Raw genomic sequence first — 15,345 nt, 5'->3', positions numbered from 1 at the left:
CGACTTCATATTAAAGTATGATGTGGCCTGTTTACTTTGTATGGATTTGCGGGTTTCGAGGGCAGGTGGCAAAAATGTCGTCTTTTTTCAAAATGTTCTTTGTTTTTTGTCTTTTTTCGTCCCCTTTCAAAAGAAAAAGCCGCCCGGAAACGATGGCCGGGCGGCTGAAACGGAAAGGTGGACGTGGGGTCATCCGAACAATTTGTCGATTTCGTCTTGGCTGATGCCTTGATTTTCGAGAGCCGGTCCATTCAACAGCTTGGCGTCGTCGTCGCGGTGATCGGTGGCGGGCTTGGGGACGATGTCGGCGATGTTGTCCGGGCCCCAGATGTCGATCATGGCGTTGATGCGGGCCTCGATGTATTGCAGCGTCTTGACCACCTTGGTGATGCGCTGCCCGGTAATGTCCTGGAAATTGCAGGCTTCGAAGATGTTGATGATGGTTTCGTTGATGTCCTCGGCCAGGCGGCCCACGTAGGAATCGACGCCGTGCGACTGGATTTCCTTGGTGATGCCTTCGATCTTTTCGGCAGCTTCCAGGATGCTTTGGGTCGCGCCTTCGGTCGCCGAGACGATGGCGTCCAATTCGAAGGTCACTGCCATCAGACGGTCGTCTTGGGAATCCTTGGGCCTGAGCGCGGCGATCTCCTGCTTGGTCTGCTCGATGCAGACGGCGAGCGCCCGTAGCTCGGTCTTCAGCATGGAGACTTCCGCCTGCTTGTGGTTGACCATGTCGTCCATGGTCTGAAGCTGGACGGAAGGCGGTGGCGCTTCCTCGCCCTTGATCAGATGCTCCAGCGACTTGATGTCGGCGCGAAGTTCGCCAAGCGCCTTGAGCACCTCGCCGTTGCCGGAGACGTTGGGATGGGCTACCGGCTCGCCCTTGGCGGACAGGGCCTTAAGGCGCTGAAGCTCGGCGGTGAACAATTTCCGTTCGGTGTTCATGATACAGTTTGCGCCCTTCCCCTTCGCGTAACGCCCCTTGTGGTCGGTGGGTCATTCCCCGCCGGCCGACCCCCCGCTGTCGGCGATGCCTTCGACCCAAGGCTCATACGATTTATCTGCGCCGAGAATATGCTCGGTCAACCACTTCTTGAGCATTTCCAGAACGTCTTCTTCCACCACCGACCGGTCGCCGGCGTTCCAGCGGTCGCGAAGATCGCGGACCTTCGCTTCCAGGTCGCGGTGGGCGGCGCGGTGCGCCTCCAATCCGGGATAGCCGGCGGCGGCCATCAACGCTTCCTCGCGCCGGAAATGGTGCTCGGTGTATTCCGCCAAGACGTTGACCACGGTGCCGACCACCTCGCGGCTTTGCCCGGTCTCGGCGGCGTCGTGAAGCTGGTTCAGCAGGTTGATCAGAATGCGGTGGTCGGAATCCAGCATGGCATGGCCGACGCTGTACATCTCGTTCCATGCCAGCAACGCCATCCGTTTCGACCCCAGTGGTGTGTCCGCCGACCACTATACCGCGAGCGTCGTCACGCACAAGCCAAGCGGGCTGGATGGCGGCGGGTTTGATGCTATGGTCATGGGAACGACATGATCGGCCCAACGCGGCGGAGCCCCCGACGTGAGACATTTGCGCATCGCCACCTTCAACATGGAAAGCCTGGACGACCGGCTGGGCGAGGGGGATTTCGCCGACCGGGTGGCTGTGTTGCGCCCACAAATTCAGCGGTTGCGCGCCGATGTGCTGTGTCTCCAGGAAATCAACGCCCATGGTCCGACCAAAAAGGGGCCACGGGGGTTGCCGGCGCTGGACCAGGTCCTGGCCGGCACCGAGACGGAACATTTTCACCGGGTGGTGTCACTGAACAGGGGCGGCGTGCGGCCGTCCGACCGCCACAACCTGGTGGTGTTGTCGCGCTTTCCGGTCCTGGGGCACCAGCAATTGTGGCATGATCTGGTCGAGGCGCCGCTGTATCGCCCCGCCACCGTCCAACCCCGTCCGCACGCCGCAGGTTCGGTTGAATGGGACCGGCCGTTGCTGCATGTGCGGCTGGCCTTGCCGGGCGGGCGGGTACTGCACGTGGTCAACGTTCATCTAAGGGCACCGCGTGCGGCTTTCCTGTCCGGTCAGAAGACCGAACACGGCCGTTGGCACAGTGTCGGCGGCTGGGCCGAGGGGTTTTTCCTGGCAAGCCTGAAACAGGCGGGCCAGGCGCTTGAGGCGCGTCTGTTGGTCGAGACCATCCTGGATGGCGATCCTGAAGCCCTGGTCGCGGTATGCGGCGACTTCAATTCGGACGACCGCGAGGGGCCGCTGCGCACCATCCGCGGCGACGAGGAAGACACCGGCAACGGCCATCTGGCGCCGCGGGTGTTGGTGCCGGTCGAACGGTCCCTGGCCGACAGTCAGCGGTTTTCGGTGATCCACCATGGCCGCAGGGTCATGTTGGACCATATCCTGGTGTCGCGTCCGCTTTTGGGATGGTTTCTGGGGGCCGAGGCCCACAACGAGGCCTTGGGCGACGAATTGGTGTCGCCGGCCACCATCTGGGGCAGTCCCGATTCCTACCACGCCCCGCTGGTGGCCGAGTTCGCGGTGCCAAGGGGCGAGAACATCTCACCGGCCGGCCGGCGGCCATAGGCCACCAGATAGCGCAACAGGTTTTCTTGCAGGAAATGCTTGTTCGGCTGGTCGGCCACGCGCTCGAACACCCGCTCGAAACGGTCAAGATCGCGGGGAACGCGGCAACAAGTGCCGTGACAGGGAACCGGACCGTGGCAATAGGGGCAGGTCTCGAACATGCTGTTTCCCCTTTCCAGACAGCGCGGCCGGCATGATCTGCATGCCAAGGGCCATCGGACGGATGGAATCCTAGGCCGCGAAGATCTGGGAGGGAAGTGGCCGGAGGCATCGCCTCCGGCACGCATGCGGATAGGGTGGGGCGTACGCCCCTCTATACTTCGGCAGCAGCCTTGAGGGGCGTGAGCGCCGCTTTGTAACGGCGATCTTCGTGCCGGATGTGGTTGACCAGCCAATCGGCCAGGAAATGGTGCAAGTCAGCGGTGATCACCGCGCCGGGGTCGTTGTTGTAACGATCCTCGAGCCCGCGCACATGTTCGGCCATGGCCCGATGATGCTGGCGGTGCTCGGTCAACTCGGCGTAGCCGACTTCCTCCATCAGGCGTTCTTCTTCGCCGAAATGGTAATAGACATAACGGATCAACTCGCCCAGTACGGCACCGGTCACCTGTTCGGCGTCATGGCTGGCGATGGCGGTGCCGAGTTGGTTGGTCAGGTCGATCAGACGGCGGTGGTGTCCGTCGAGCTGTTCAACCCCGACGCTCATGTCCTCGGTCCACTGAATGTCGGACATACGGTAACTCCCCTCCCGTGTTCTTGTCTTGATTTCGGCGGGAATCATACTCCCGCCGACGGCGGCAAGACAGGGGGAAAGCAAAGGCAAGCTCTGCGTCCGGCAAGGATCAGACCATCTCCACCATCACGATCTCGGTCTCTTCCTCGGCCATCAGTTCAAGGTCGTCCTCGTCCGTCACCGCCACGCCATCACGGGGGCCGAGAACCAGATCGCCAACGCGGACCCGGCCGCGCGCCGCCACCACATAGGCGGCGCGGCCGCCAAGGGTGTGGCGGACGCTCTCGCCCCGGTCCAGGGTGGCGCCCAGCACGCGGGCGTCCTGGTTGATCAGCGGCGCCCTGTCCTCGGGCCAGCCCGAGGCCAGGATTTCGAACCGGCCGTGGGTGCGGGGAAACGGCCGGGTTTCCCAACGCGGCGCCAGTCCTTGCGCGCGGGGCAGGATCCAGATTTGGAACAAGGTCGTGGGCTGGTCCTCAAGGTTGTATTCGGCGTGGCGGATGCCGGTCCCGGCGCTCATCACCTGGACCTGGCCGGCTTCGGTACGGCCACGGTTGCCCAAGGAATCCTCGTGGGTGACGGCGCCGCTGCGGACGTAGGTGATGATTTCCATGTCGCGGTGCCCATGCGGGGAAAAGCCGGTATGGGGCTGGATCGTGTCGTCATTCCATACCCTGAGCACGCCATGGTTGACACGGGCAGGGTCGAAATAATCGGCGAAGCTGAAATGGTAATGGGCATCCAGCCAGTCGTTGGCGAAGGTGCCGAGCGCGGCGAAGGGGCGAAAGTCCAGCATGGCAAGGGCTCCAGAAACAGGGGCGGGGGCTTTCCGAAAATATCGAGGCTGTGAAGGCGCTGGACAATCCGCGCTAAAGGAACAAGATTGTTTCCATGGCAGAAACGGTCTCCATGGATTTGTTGGCGGGAATGGCGGTGTTCGCCCGTGTGGTGGATTCCGGCGGCATTTCCGCGGCGGCGCGCGATCTGCGGCTGTCCAAATCGGCGGTGTCGAAGCAACTGGCGGCGCTGGAGGACCGGTTGGGCGCCCGGCTTTTGCACCGGACCACCCGGCGTATGAGCCTGACCGAGGCCGGCGCCGGCTTCCTGGAACATTGCCGCCGTGTGGTGGCCGAGGCCGAGGCGGCGGAGAACGCCGTCGGCGCGTTGCAGGCGGAGCCGCGCGGCATCTTGCGGGTCAACGCCCCCATGACGTTCGGCACCATGCATCTGGCGGTGGCCATTCCCGATTTCATGGCCCAGTTCCCCCAGGTCGCGGTCGATCTTTCGTTGAACGACCGCATGGTCGATCTGGTCGAAGAGGGATTCGACGTGGCGGTGCGCATTGCCCGGTTGGCCGATTCGTCCTTGGTGGCACGCAAGCTGGCGCCGGCACGGCGGGTGATGGTGGCGGCGCCGTCCTATCTGGACCGGCGCGGTCGGCCGCGGGTTCTGGCCGACCTGACGGAACACGACGTGTTGTCCTATTCCTATGTCTCGGCTTCCGAGGAATGGCGCTTCGTCGGCCCTTCCGGCGAGGAAAGCGTGCGGGTCGAGGGGCATTTACGGGCCAATAACGGCGAGATATTGCTGGCCGCCTGTCTGGCCGGCACCGGCATTGCCGCCTTGCCCACCTTCATTTCCGGCCCCTGCCTGCGTGCCGGGTCGCTGGTGCGGGTGTTGCCCGATTACGAAAGTGCCGCTTTCGGCATTCACGCGGTGTGGCCGGCCAACCGCCATCTGTCGGCCAAGGTTCGCTCTTTCGTCGATTTCCTGGCCCAGCGTTTTGGCCCCGTCCCCTATTGGGAGGCATAAGGGTGGCGAGCGAACCCAAACTGAAAGCCAAGCTGTTCGTCCATGCCGCCATCCGCCGTTGCGGGATCGAGGCCATTCCGGCGGTGGTGGCGCGAAAGGGCGACGAAGACGCCGGCACCATCCTGGTCAAGGTCAACCGCTGCGACGGCACCGCCGAGGTCTATACCCAGGCGCGCGACGGCACCGGCCGGCTGGGCTGGCTGAAATCCACCGGCGCCGAACCGGTGGACGATTCCCGCGCCGAGGCGGTGATCGCCCGTGCCCGCGACGTGGATTACGATCTGTGGGTCATCGAGGTGGACAGCCGCGACGGCCGCGTTCCCTTCATCGACCATGTCCTGGCGGTGCGTTAACGCCGGGTAAAGAGTCCCGCAAGCTTCATCAAGGCGTCATCATGCTGCCGATATTCGGGCGGTATGGTCGGGCCGTCGCCACCGCTTGGGAGACCTGGCCATGTTGACCCCGACCACCCACGCGTCCCAAACGCCAAGTCGCGTCCGCCGCAACCATCGTACCGCCGCCGAACCGGGGCTGGTCACGGAACGCCGTCACGCCATGCTGGTGGTGGCGCATCGTCTGGTCCGCCCGGTGCTGCGCCCGGAATGGCTGCGCTGGCTGGAACAGAAGGCGGCGCCGGGGCAGAAGGTGTATTGACCTGTTTTCCTTGCCCGTTCGGCCAAATCGTATAGAACCAACCGCCGTGGCGTTTTCGCGTCGGCGGCGGGCCACGGCCGCGCAGGTAGCAAGGATAGTGTCCATGACCCGTCGTCTGATTTCGTCCGGTTCGCCCTTCGAGGAAGTTGCCGGCTATTCCCGTGCCGTTCAGCAGGATCCGTGGGTGTTCGTTTCCGGCACCTCGGGCTACAAGGACGGCAAGATTTCCCAATCCGAGGTCGAGCAGGCCGAACAGGCGCTGTTGACCATCAAGGCCGCCCTGGAACAGGCCGGCGCCAGCATGGACGACGTGGTCCGGGTGACCATGTACGTTACCGACGCCTCGTATTTCGGCACCATCGCCCCGGTGCTGGGCAAGTATTTCAAGAAGGCCAAACCGGCTAACACCACTATCGTTTGCGGTCTTGTGGATGCCGCCATGAAGGTGGAAATTCAGGTGACCGCGCTTAAGCAGTAATGCCAAGTCTCGATGAGCGCGGCGTTGATCGGTTCAGATCAACGCGATTTGGCATAAGCCGGCTCCGGCCGCTCCGACCGTTCAGGACGGGGCGGCCCGCCATTGCAACGGAGGTCAAGCCATGCCCACCATCCTGATTACCGGCGCCGGCCGCGGCATCGGTCTGGAATTCGCCCGCCAATATGCCGCCGCCGGCTGGCGCGTGCTGGGCACGGTGCGCGATCCGCTGGCCGGACGGCCGCTGTCCGATGCCGGGGGCGAGGTCTACGTCGCCGACGTCGCCGATCCGGCGTCCGTCGCCCGCCTCAAGGGGGCGCTGGCCGGTGTCCAACTGGACGTGGTGCTCAACAATGCCGGTATCTATGGCCAGGACCAGTCCTTCGGTTCGGTTGATGCCGACGCCTTCATGGCGGTGATGCGCACCAACGCCCTGGCGCCACTCAAGGTGGCCGAGGCTTTCGCCGACCAACTGACCGGGCGCAAGGTCATCGCCACCATCACCTCGCTGATGGGGTCGATCGCCGAGAACAGCTCGGGCAATTTCTACGCCTACCGTGCGTCGAAGGCGGCGGCCAACATGGTGATGAAGACCCTGGCGCTTGACCTGGGGTCGCGGGGCATCACCGCCATCGCCGTGTCGCCGGGCTGGGTGCGTACCGACATGGGAGGCGCCGAGGCGCCGCTGTCGCCGGCCGAGGCGGTGTCCGGCATGCGTGCGGTGCTGGATAAAGTTTCTCTTAACGACAGCGGCAAGTTCTTTCATTTCGACGGCAGCGAGTTGCCTTGGTAGGTTTGGTGCCGGTCCTCAGGGACACGGCGCCGGTTCCGGTTTCCCCTTTCGTCTCCCGGTCGGCGATGCGCGATCCGGGCCCCGTGGTCGGCCTCCTGTCACGGGGCCCGGTGGTGCGCCGTTAAGAAAAACAACAGGGAGCAAGGTCCCATGCCGGCCGCCATCGATTTCTACACTGACTTCTCGTCGCCCTATGGCTATTTCGCCAGCACCATGATCGACGCCTTGGCCGCGCGCCATGGTCGCGACTGCCGCTGGCATCCCATGCTGCTCAGCCCGGCCTTCCAGGCCTCGGGCAACACGCGGCTGATCGACCAGCCGCTCAAGGGCGCCTATTCCCGGCACGACTGGGATCGGGTGGCCCGCCGTCACGGCATCCCCTATCGTTTCCCCGAGCCGTTCCCGGTGGGGACGGTGGCGGCGGCCCGCGCGTTCTGGTGGCTGGACGCCAACATGCCGACACAGGCCAAGCCGTTCGGCCACGCCATCTTCGCCGCCTATTTCGCCCAAGGCCGCGACATTTCCGACAAGGCGGTGGTGCTGGCGGTGGCCGAGGCCATGGGATTGGACGCGGCGGTTCTGGCCCAGGGCATCGAAACCCCCGAGATCAAGGCCAAACTGCGGGCGGAAACCGAAGGCGCCATCGCCGCCGGGGTATTCGGCGCCCCGTTCACGGTGGTGGACGGCGAGCAATTCTGGGGCTTCGACCGCCTGGGCATGGTCGAGGAATGGCTTGAACGCGGCGGCTGGTGACAACGGATTGGTAAGCGTATACTGCTTGCCGGTCTTAGGAACCTGCGTTCAGGAGAAGTCCAGTGCCCTTGCTGATCGATTTGAAGCCCGGCGAGAAGGTCATCATCAACGGTGCGGTGATCGAGAACGCCGGGGCCAACACCAAGATCCGCATCTGCAACGATTCGACCCTGTTGCGGCACAAGGAGATCATGGTGGAGGAAGAGGCCAAGACGCCAGCCGCCCGTGTCTATTTCTGCCTGCAAAACGCCTACATATTCCCGGCGAAGCGGGCGCAATACATGGCGCTTTATTCAACCTACCTGACGGAATTCGTCGATGCGTGCCCATCGGCGGCGGATATCGCCGACCAGATTCGTGCCGAGGCCGAACAGGGCCATTACTACAAGGCGCTGAAATGGGCCGGCAAGCTGCTCAAGCATGAAGGCGAAATCATCCACGCCATGCTGAAGGCCACCGAAGCCGTGGCCGCCGAGGTCGAGGCGGAATGAACAGGGGGGCCGTCAAACGGCCCCCTTTTCGTCAGCTCATGTAATTCAGCAACGACAATCCGCGCACGGTCGCCAGCGTCTGGTAACTGGCTTCCATGGCCCGCTGTTCGTCCAGCAATTTGACGATGGCTTCGGTCTTGTCCACGTTCTCGATGCTGTCGGCACGTGCCTGGAACAGGCCGATGAAGGTGGTGTGCTTTTCGTTGCGCTGGCTTAGCAACGCCTGGGTGGTGCCGATGTTGGACGACAGGGTCTCGATGTCCCGGTGGTCCTCTTCGCCATAGGGCGGAGTGCCCGAGGACGGCGAGTTCAGGGCGTCGCTGATCAGGTAGCGGGCGGCGGCGATGCGGTCCTGGTTCTGGTCCAGTCCGCCGGCGGTGCCGGTCACGCCCTGGGCGATCAGTCCCATGGCCCGCAACGCCTTTTCAAAAGCGGGGTCGGCGGCCTGAAGGCCGATGTCGATCGATGCCTGGGTATCGACCCGATGGGTCAGCGTGCTGGTGTCGCCCTTGTACCACGACGTGCTGTTGAAGGTGGCGGTGGTGGAGCTGTCGTTGCTGATCGTGTTGCTTTCCACCACGATGTTGGTGCCGTCGTTGCTGATCACCTTGTAGACGCCGTCGTTGACACCAGAGGTGCTGCTCAGGGTCAACAGATCGCCGATCTTGGGCGAGATGTTGCCGCTGGCGTCGGTGAAGGCGTTGGCGTTGGCCGCCGTGATGGTCTCGCCGCCGCCGCCGGTGGGCGAGAACGTCAAGGAACCGTAGGCGGCGGTGGCATCCAGGACCACGGTGCGTCCCTCGAAATCGAGGGTGACGTCGGTGCGCCCGCTTTGCGGAACGAATTGCGACGTGCGCAAGGCGTCGGGGTTGATCTGGAACGACACGGTGTTGGCGGTGACCGCGCTCACCTGGAAACTGCCGTCATGGTCGAGCGATCCGGCGATGGTGATGGGGTCGCCCGCCGAGAACAAGGTGGACAGCGAGGTACCGCCCGACGGCACGGTCAAGGTGACGGTGTTGCCGCTGACGGTGAATTTGGCGTCGCCGCTGATGGCGCCAAGACCGACGGCGGTGTCGGGGATGGAATCGGCGTCGGCGCTGTCGGCGGTGAGCGTCAGGTTGGCGACGTCCATGGTCTCGACTTCCGCCATCTTGGTGTCGGTGACCAGGGTGATCGAACCGTTGGCCACCTTGCTCACCACGAAGGCGCCGTCATGGTCGCCGAAACCGTCGGCGTCGCCATCGGTCGATCCCTGGATGGTGATGCGCATGCCGGGGCTGAGGTCGGACAGGGTGTTGGCGTTGGTCGGGGTGACCACCATGTTGCCGTCGGCGTCGAAGGCAAAGGCCAAATTGCCGGTAGTGGCGTTGGTCAGGTTGCCGGTGGACGCGGTGATGTAGGCGCCGGCACCGGCGCTGGCGGTCTCGGTCATCACCTTGCCGTTGACGTTGGTGGCGAGGTGGCCGGTGACGGTGATGTCGTCGTTGTTGTTGGTGGTGCCGCCGACGGTCACCAGACTGCCGCTGTTGACCTTGGAAAAGGCTCCGGCGTTGGCCGGGATGATGGCGCCGCGGTTGGCCTGGAAGGTCACCGTTCCGGTGTCGTCGTTGGTCAGCGCCACATCCTGGAGATGGGCGGCGCGTGTGGTCGGATAGGTGTTGTTGTAGCCATCATAGATGGACTGGAAGGTGGTGATGTCGGTGGTGGTCAACTGCACCGGTTCGGTCGAGATGCGGCCGCCCGAGAACAGGTATTGGCCATCCACGTCGGTGTTCAGATAGGACTGGATCTCGGCCATGGATTGCACCGCCCATTTCTGAACGTCCTTGATGCGTTCGGGGTCGGTGGTGTTGCCGGTGGCGAAATTGTCCAGGATGTCGCGGAAATCCTTGATCGCCGTCTGCACCGAGTCCACGGCCGTCTGCGCCGTGCTCAGCCGGGTGGTGGCGACGTCGTTGTTCTGCTTGAAGCTGTTGGCCTGGGAGATCGAGTTCTCGAAGTTGATCAACCGCGTCGAGTCGGTCGACAGCCCGGTGTAGTTGGGCGACTTCTTCTCGGTGGCCACCTGGTTTTGCAAGGTGTTGAGACGTTCCTGGGACGACATGATCCGCGTCAGGTACATCTGAGCCGCGCCATAAGTGCCGATGCGAGACATGGTCAGCCTCCGTTAACGGATCATCGAGGTCAGGGTTTCCAGCATGTCCTGCAACGTGGTGATCACCCGTGCCGACGCAGTATAAGCCTGCTGGAAATCCATCATCGAGGAAATCTCTTCATCCAGGTTGACGCCGCTGAAGGACGTGTTCTGGAAGTCGAGCGAGTTGTTCAAGGTGGTCTGGTATTCCAGCCGGGACTTGGAACTGGAAGACATCTGCGCCACCACGCCGATGCTTGAGGCGGCATATTCGGAAAGGCTGTACTTGCCGGCATAGATGCCGCCGGCCGAATTGAACGAGAGCTTGCTTTCCGTGGCGTCGGCCAGGGCCAGGGCGGAACTGTTGTCGCCCTCCGAGATGTAATAGCGCTTGATGTCGCCGTTCCACTGAACCTGGCCGCGGCTGATCTTTTCCGGGGCGCCCAACAGGTCGGTGCGGACCTTGATGCCGTCGGCGGCGCCGGTGGCGGCGCGGTCCAGGCTCAGTTCGGACAACAGGTTCTTGGACTGGCCGTCCAGCGACGACGAGGTGTAGAGCGTGTCGCCGGTGGTCTGACGCAGGCGCAGGCGATAGCCGGACCCTTCCGGGACCACCGACGCCTGGATGCGCTGGGTGGGGGTCATGTCCAGCGTCTGTCCCAGGTTCAGGGTCGAGCCCGAGATGTCGCCGCCGCTGATGGACACGGTGAGCGCATGGCCGCGTGCATCGACCAGACGCAGGCGGCTGTTGCTGCCGTCCTGGACCACCGACGCGGTGACCGTCCCCTGACTCATCTTGCCGGCCAGTTCGTCCAGCGAGTGGGCGCCGGCGAGAAGGTTCATCGAGAACAGCGTGCCGCTGCTGTCGGACACGCTGATGGTCGCCGGAGTGTCCAGCGTCCACTCGCTGGCCGACAGCGCCGCCGATTCGTTGGTGCGGCTCTGGGTGTTGATGGTGTCGGCGATCTGTTGCAGCGTGGAGCCCTTGGCCAGGACGATGGTGTTGCCCAGCTTGCCGGTGCTGTCGAACAATTGCAGGTCGCGGTTGGCGCTGAGCTTGAACGTATCGGGCAGGATGGTGCTGTCCTGGAACGACGCCGCCTTGGTGTTGACGTAAAGGTCGTTCAGGCCGAAGAAGTTCGAGAAGCCCTGGACCGTTTCGTCCGAGATGCCGTCGCCGTTGACGTCGAACTTGATGGTGGCGTCCTCGGCGTCGTCGCCGGGGTCGCTGGTGGTCTGGTCGCGGAAGGCCAGCGAGGTGTCGGTCTGTCCCATGTCCACCACCATCTTGCCGTTGGAATCCAGGTTGACGCTGGCGTTCTCGTACCCCTGCTTGCGCAGCCACGCCTCGACATGGGCGCTGACTTCGTTGACCGCCCACTGGTCGTGGTCGCCCTTGGCGTCGAGGTCGGCGAGCGAGCGACCGGAACCGATGGTGGTGGCGGTGTAGGGGGTGGCCGGCGCGTTGGGGGCGCTGGTGAAGTCCAACTGCATGATTTCGTTCAGCGTGGTCTGCTGGAGCTGGTTGCCGTCCTTGTCGAAGGTGGCGATGACCACGTCGTCGGTGCCGTCCAGTTGGATGGTCTGACGGACGTTGACCTTTTCCACCACGATGTTCTGGTCGTCGGTGTAGCCGACCACCTTGTAGGTGCCGTTGTTGCGCGAATCGGGCGTCCCGGTGATGCCGGCGATGCTGAAGGTCTTGCCGATGGCATAGGCGGTGGAGTCGAAGGTGCTGGCGGTGGCGCTCAGGTTGATCTGCCACGGGTTGGTGGTGTTCGCGGAAAAGCTGAGCGTGCCGTAGCCGCCGCCGCCGCTGCCGCCGCCAGCGTTGGTGATGGCGGTGGCGGTGCCCTGGTAGAAGGTGGCCGAGTTGACGCCGGCCGCCGGCACCACGTCGCCCTGTTTGGCGAAGGCGCGGGTGCCTTGGTAGTAGTAGGACACGTTGGGCAGGCTGGTGCCCCGGTTGTGCACCTGGTTCAGCGTCGTCGTCATCTGCTGCGACACTTCGTCCAGGTTCGCCTGGAGGTCGGGGATGGTCTTGTCGCGCATCTGAAGCAGCGCGTACAGCTTGCCACCCTTGACCTGGGGGCCGAAATCGGTGGTGCCGCCCTCGATGGTGATGTCGTCGTACTGGCCGCCGGCGGCGCTCATCCAGCTTTCGGTCACCGCACTGGCGGAATAGGTCAGCGCCTGCGGCTGGTTGTCCAGCAGCATCTGGCCCGAGGTGGAGTAGATCGTCACCGCGTTGTCGGTGCGGTAGTAATATTGGATGTCCACCAGCTTGGCCAGGTTCGACAGCGCCAGATCGCGTTTGTCCTCAAGGTCCGAGGTGCCGGTGGCGATGGCCGAGTTCTTGACGATCTTCTGGTTCAGGTCGTGAATGTCGCTGACCAGGGTGTTGATCTCGGTGACCGTGGTCTCGATGTCGCGGTCGGCCTCGACCCTGAGGTTTTGCAGGCTGTCGGTCATCGACGACAACTGGTCGGCCACGTCCTGGGCGCTTTGCACCGTCGCCCACTGGATGGCCGGCTTGTTGACGCTGGTGGCCAGGGTTTCGAACGAAGACGTCAGGGTCGCCAGCTTGTGGGCGATCGAGGAATTGTCGGCAACCTCGCCGAACAGGTCGTCGATGCGCGGATAATAGGTTTGTTCGACGTCAAGCGCGCCGGTGGCGGTGTTCTGGCGGCGGATGTCCTTCAGCAAGCCCTCGTTGACCATGCGGCTGACGCCGCCGTCCTGCACGCCGGCGCCGGTGCCGGAAACGATGCGGGACTCGGGGTTCATCACCTTGCGGACGTACCCTTCCGTGTTGACGTTCACCACGTTCTGGGAAATGACGTCGAGCCCGCGTTGCGCGGTCAGCAATCCCGACAGGGCGGTGTTCAGTCCGAGGGTCAATGACATGGCGATCTCCCCGCCGTTCTGGCGTCAGAGGGTCTGGTTGAAACTGATCGAGTTGCCGTCGCCGGGAACATGGTCCTCGACCATGCCGGCACGGCCGTAGGTCACGGAACTGGTCTTCGAGATCTTCACCGCCGACACCACCGCGTCCATCAACATCTGATAGGCTTCCATCTCGGCCTTGATGCGCCGGGCGTTTTCCTCGACCAGATCCTTGAGGCGGTTGCCCAGCGCCAGCAATTCTTCCTTCTGCTCCGGCGCCAGGGTGTCCACCAGATGCGGATCGTCGGCCATGGGGGCCACGGCCTGTTCGTAGATGCGGGCCAGGGCCGCCTTGTTCTCGGTCAGCTCGCGCACGGTGGCGGCGTCGTGCAGGGCCAGTGCCTGATTCTCGTACTCGATCAGCTCGCACAGATGGGTGCAGGCCCACACGATGTCGTCATACGGGATCGGGGTGGTGGCGTCGTCGCTCATGCCTGGGCCTCCTGCTGCGCCAACAGCGTCCGGGTGACCTGATCGGCCAGTCCGATGCCGTTGCCTCGGTTCGCGATCAGCTTGCCATATTCCTCCATCAACATGGGGCGGAACATGGCTTCGGCTTGACCGCCGCCGAAATAACTATCTTCTGCATCAAGACCGGTAAACATGTGGTTGAGCATCTGCGTGACGAACATGGCCTCGAACTGTTTTCCGGTGGCGCGGGCCTGTTCGGGATTGGCGGCCTTGGTGGCGACCGGCCGCGGAGCGGTGGCGGCCATCTCGGCGTTGGCGGTGGCGGCGGCGACGACGTCCATCACATCACCTCGATGTCGGCCTGGAGCGCGCCGGCGGCCTTGATGGTCTGAAGGATGGCGATCAGGTCGCGCGGCGTCACGCCCAGGGCGTTGAGGCCGTTGACCAGTTCCTGGAGCGTCACCTCGTGCGGGACCACCTTCATGTTGGCGGGCTTGCCTTCGTCCACTTCGATGTTGGTGCGGTCGACGGTGGTGGTGTCGCCGGTGGTCGAGAAGGGCGACGGCTGCGACACCTGCGGCGTCTCGGTGATGCGGATGGTCAGCGCGCCCTGGGCGATGGCCACCGTGCTGATGCGCACGGCTTCGCCCATGACGATGGTGCCGGTGGCCTGGTCGATGACGACGCGGGCGGTCTGGTCGGGTTCAACGCGCAATTGCTCGATGTCGGTCAGCATGGCGACCACGTCGCCGCGATATTGCGGCGGCACCACCAATTGCACGGAACCGGGATCGCTGGGCCGGGCCACGTCGGTCCCGAGATAGGAGTTGACGGCCTGGGCGATGCGGCGTGCGGTGGTGAAATCGGGGTTGCGCAGGGAAACCTTGACCGATTCCATGTGGCTCATCTCGAACGGCAGTTCGCGTTCGACGATGGCGCCATTGGCGATGCGGCCCTTGGTCGGCGTGCCCTTGCTGACCGATGCGGCGTTGCCCTGGGCCGAGAACGAACTGGTGGCGACCCCGCCTTGGGCGACGGCGTAGATTTCGCCATCGGCACCGACCAGCGGCGTGACCAGCAATGTGCCGCCGTCCACGCTTTTCGCGTCACCCAGCGCCGAAACCGACACGTCGACGCGGGTTCCCTGGCGGGCAAAGGCCGGAAGCACGGCGGTAACCATCACCGCGGCCACGTTCTTCGGCTTCAAGGTGGCGATGGTGCCCCCCTGTTCGCGGATGTTGACGCCCAGGCGTTCCAGCATGGCGACCAGAGATTCCTTGGTGAACGGCGTGTTGGTCAGGTCGTCGCCGGTGCCGTTGAGGCCGACCACGATGCCATAGCCGACCAACAGGTTCTCGCGCACGCCCTCGAAATCGGCGATGTCCTTGATCCGTGACGCGCCGAACGCCGTGTGCGGCATGCAGGCGATGGTCACGGCGGCCAATCCGGCGGCAAGCACGAAAGCGCGCAGGCTCTGGGCGATGGCAGCGGCGGTGGTGGCTCGGATCATGGCGTCCTCGGGGCGCGGTCATAACAATAACGCTTTCTTA

Annotated in this window: 18 protein-coding genes; 8 read left to right on the top strand and 10 right to left on the bottom strand. The window is 63.9% G+C overall.

Translation table 11 applies throughout. The features are described from left to right. Nucleotides 1-189: 189 nt before the first annotated feature. Together G4223_RS13980 and G4223_RS13975 are read right to left on the bottom strand one after the other, a co-directional pair. Entirely contained in the window at nucleotides 190-945 is a 756-nt protein-coding gene (locus G4223_RS13980) for a protein phosphatase CheZ (protein ID WP_163680929.1), read from the bottom strand. A 51-nt stretch (nucleotides 946-996) separates the two neighbouring features. Further along, complete coding sequence (locus G4223_RS13975) at nucleotides 997-1,428, bottom strand: bacteriohemerythrin (RefSeq protein ID WP_163680927.1); 432 nt, start codon at nucleotides 1,426-1,428, stop codon at nucleotides 997-999. A gap of 142 nt (nucleotides 1,429-1,570) precedes the next feature. On the opposite strand from G4223_RS13975, the gene G4223_RS13970 reads away from it, so the two are divergent. Next, nucleotides 1,571-2,590, top strand: coding sequence for an endonuclease/exonuclease/phosphatase family protein (locus tag G4223_RS13970; RefSeq protein ID WP_338086880.1), 1,020 nt, complete (start codon nucleotides 1,571-1,573; stop codon nucleotides 2,588-2,590). Here the strand turns inward: G4223_RS13970 and G4223_RS13965 are convergent. From G4223_RS13965 to G4223_RS13955, 3 genes are all read right to left on the bottom strand, one after another. Then, nucleotides 2,515-2,751 (bottom strand): hypothetical protein, encoded by a 237-nt coding sequence (locus tag G4223_RS13965; protein WP_163680924.1) that lies wholly within the window; start codon nucleotides 2,749-2,751, stop codon nucleotides 2,515-2,517. The genes G4223_RS13970 and G4223_RS13965 overlap by 76 nt on opposite strands. 152 nt (nucleotides 2,752-2,903) lie before the next feature. Next, the gene (locus G4223_RS13960; protein ID WP_163680922.1) at nucleotides 2,904-3,323 is read right to left on the bottom strand and encodes a bacteriohemerythrin; all 420 of its coding nucleotides are present in this window, start codon (nucleotides 3,321-3,323) and stop codon (nucleotides 2,904-2,906) included. A gap of 109 nt (nucleotides 3,324-3,432) precedes the next feature. Beyond that, a complete protein-coding gene (locus G4223_RS13955; RefSeq protein WP_163680920.1) occupies nucleotides 3,433-4,119 on the bottom strand; it encodes a pirin family protein in 687 nt (228 codons plus the stop codon). A 95-nt stretch (nucleotides 4,120-4,214) separates the two neighbouring features. On the opposite strand from G4223_RS13955, the gene G4223_RS13950 reads away from it, so the two are divergent. From G4223_RS13950 to G4223_RS13920, 7 genes are all read left to right on the top strand, one after another. Continuing rightward, a complete protein-coding gene (locus G4223_RS13950; protein ID WP_241004120.1) occupies nucleotides 4,215-5,135 on the top strand; it encodes a LysR family transcriptional regulator in 921 nt (306 codons plus the stop codon). Between the two features lie 2 nt (nucleotides 5,136-5,137). Next, nucleotides 5,138-5,488, top strand: coding sequence for a DUF1491 family protein (locus G4223_RS13945; protein WP_163680919.1), 351 nt, complete (start codon nucleotides 5,138-5,140; stop codon nucleotides 5,486-5,488). A 100-nt stretch (nucleotides 5,489-5,588) separates the two neighbouring features. After that, complete coding sequence (locus G4223_RS13940) at nucleotides 5,589-5,789, top strand: hypothetical protein (RefSeq protein WP_163680917.1); 201 nt, start codon at nucleotides 5,589-5,591, stop codon at nucleotides 5,787-5,789. Nucleotides 5,790-5,892: 103 nt separating this feature from the next. Next, nucleotides 5,893-6,267, top strand: coding sequence for a RidA family protein (locus G4223_RS13935; RefSeq protein WP_163680915.1), 375 nt, complete (start codon nucleotides 5,893-5,895; stop codon nucleotides 6,265-6,267). Nucleotides 6,268-6,388: 121 nt separating this feature from the next. Next, nucleotides 6,389-7,057 (top strand): SDR family oxidoreductase, encoded by a 669-nt coding sequence (locus tag G4223_RS13930; RefSeq protein WP_163680913.1) that lies wholly within the window; start codon nucleotides 6,389-6,391, stop codon nucleotides 7,055-7,057. A gap of 150 nt (nucleotides 7,058-7,207) precedes the next feature. After that, nucleotides 7,208-7,810 (top strand): 2-hydroxychromene-2-carboxylate isomerase, encoded by a 603-nt coding sequence (locus G4223_RS13925; RefSeq protein WP_163680911.1) that lies wholly within the window; start codon nucleotides 7,208-7,210, stop codon nucleotides 7,808-7,810. A 62-nt stretch (nucleotides 7,811-7,872) separates the two neighbouring features. Beyond that, nucleotides 7,873-8,301, top strand: a complete 429-nt coding sequence (locus G4223_RS13920; protein ID WP_163680909.1) for a flagellar biosynthesis repressor FlbT — start codon at nucleotides 7,873-7,875, stop codon at nucleotides 8,299-8,301. 31 nt (nucleotides 8,302-8,332) lie between these two features. On the opposite strand, the gene G4223_RS13915 is transcribed toward G4223_RS13920, so the two are convergent. From G4223_RS13915 to G4223_RS13895, 5 genes are read right to left on the bottom strand one after another with little or no spacing between them, the layout of a single operon-like run. Further along, nucleotides 8,333-10,459, bottom strand: a complete 2,127-nt coding sequence (locus tag G4223_RS13915; protein WP_163680907.1) for a flagellin — start codon at nucleotides 10,457-10,459, stop codon at nucleotides 8,333-8,335. A 12-nt stretch (nucleotides 10,460-10,471) separates the two neighbouring features. Further along, nucleotides 10,472-13,345: a flagellar hook-associated protein FlgK gene (gene flgK, locus G4223_RS20270; RefSeq protein ID WP_163680905.1), complete on the bottom strand. Its 2,874-nt coding sequence runs from the start codon at nucleotides 13,343-13,345 to the stop codon at nucleotides 10,472-10,474. A gap of 24 nt (nucleotides 13,346-13,369) precedes the next feature. Further along, complete coding sequence (locus G4223_RS13905) at nucleotides 13,370-13,816, bottom strand: flagellar protein FlgN (protein WP_163680902.1); 447 nt, start codon at nucleotides 13,814-13,816, stop codon at nucleotides 13,370-13,372. Then, on the bottom strand, nucleotides 13,813-14,136 hold the full coding sequence (locus G4223_RS13900; RefSeq protein WP_163680900.1) for a rod-binding protein: 324 nt from the start codon (nucleotides 14,134-14,136) through the stop codon (nucleotides 13,813-13,815). The genes G4223_RS13905 and G4223_RS13900 overlap by 4 nt, the downstream gene beginning before the upstream one ends. Beyond that, complete coding sequence (locus tag G4223_RS13895; protein WP_163680898.1) at nucleotides 14,136-15,305, bottom strand: flagellar basal body P-ring protein FlgI; 1,170 nt, start codon at nucleotides 15,303-15,305, stop codon at nucleotides 14,136-14,138. The genes G4223_RS13900 and G4223_RS13895 overlap by 1 nt, the downstream gene beginning before the upstream one ends. Between the last annotated feature and the right edge of the window lie 40 nt (nucleotides 15,306-15,345).

The organism is Magnetospirillum aberrantis SpK (assembly GCF_011022235.1).
Taxonomy (GTDB): Bacteria; Pseudomonadota; Alphaproteobacteria; order Rhodospirillales; family Magnetospirillaceae; genus Magnetospirillum; species Magnetospirillum aberrantis.
The sequence above is the reverse complement of the archived record's forward strand: the minus strand, read 5'-3'. Positions and strand labels throughout refer to the sequence as shown.

Excerpts from the sequence above, each read along its gene's own strand:
- G4223_RS13955 (WP_163680920.1), bottom strand. The coding sequence starts at position 4,119 with ATGCTGGACTTTCGCCCCTTCGCCGCGCTCGGCACCTTCGCCAACGAC.
- G4223_RS13935 (WP_163680915.1), top strand. The coding sequence starts at position 5,893 with ATGACCCGTCGTCTGATTTCGTCCGGTTCGCCCTTCGAGGAAGTTGCC.
- G4223_RS13895 (WP_163680898.1), bottom strand. The coding sequence starts at position 15,305 with ATGATCCGAGCCACCACCGCCGCTGCCATCGCCCAGAGCCTGCGCGCT.
- G4223_RS13925 (WP_163680911.1), top strand. The coding sequence starts at position 7,208 with ATGCCGGCCGCCATCGATTTCTACACTGACTTCTCGTCGCCCTATGGC.
- flgK (WP_163680905.1), bottom strand. The coding sequence starts at position 13,345 with ATGTCATTGACCCTCGGACTGAACACCGCCCTGTCGGGATTGCTGACC.
- G4223_RS13900 (WP_163680900.1), bottom strand. The coding sequence starts at position 14,136 with ATGGACGTCGTCGCCGCCGCCACCGCCAACGCCGAGATGGCCGCCACC.
- G4223_RS13905 (WP_163680902.1), bottom strand. The coding sequence starts at position 13,816 with ATGAGCGACGACGCCACCACCCCGATCCCGTATGACGACATCGTGTGG.
- G4223_RS13950 (WP_241004120.1), top strand. The coding sequence starts at position 4,215 with ATGGCAGAAACGGTCTCCATGGATTTGTTGGCGGGAATGGCGGTGTTC.
- G4223_RS13975 (WP_163680927.1), bottom strand. The coding sequence starts at position 1,428 with ATGGCGTTGCTGGCATGGAACGAGATGTACAGCGTCGGCCATGCCATG.
- G4223_RS13980 (WP_163680929.1), bottom strand. The coding sequence starts at position 945 with ATGAACACCGAACGGAAATTGTTCACCGCCGAGCTTCAGCGCCTTAAG.
- G4223_RS13930 (WP_163680913.1), top strand. The coding sequence starts at position 6,389 with ATGCCCACCATCCTGATTACCGGCGCCGGCCGCGGCATCGGTCTGGAA.
- G4223_RS13915 (WP_163680907.1), bottom strand. The coding sequence starts at position 10,459 with ATGTCTCGCATCGGCACTTATGGCGCGGCTCAGATGTACCTGACGCGG.
- G4223_RS13940 (WP_163680917.1), top strand. The coding sequence starts at position 5,589 with ATGTTGACCCCGACCACCCACGCGTCCCAAACGCCAAGTCGCGTCCGC.
- G4223_RS13965 (WP_163680924.1), bottom strand. The coding sequence starts at position 2,751 with ATGTTCGAGACCTGCCCCTATTGCCACGGTCCGGTTCCCTGTCACGGC.
- G4223_RS13960 (WP_163680922.1), bottom strand. The coding sequence starts at position 3,323 with ATGTCCGACATTCAGTGGACCGAGGACATGAGCGTCGGGGTTGAACAG.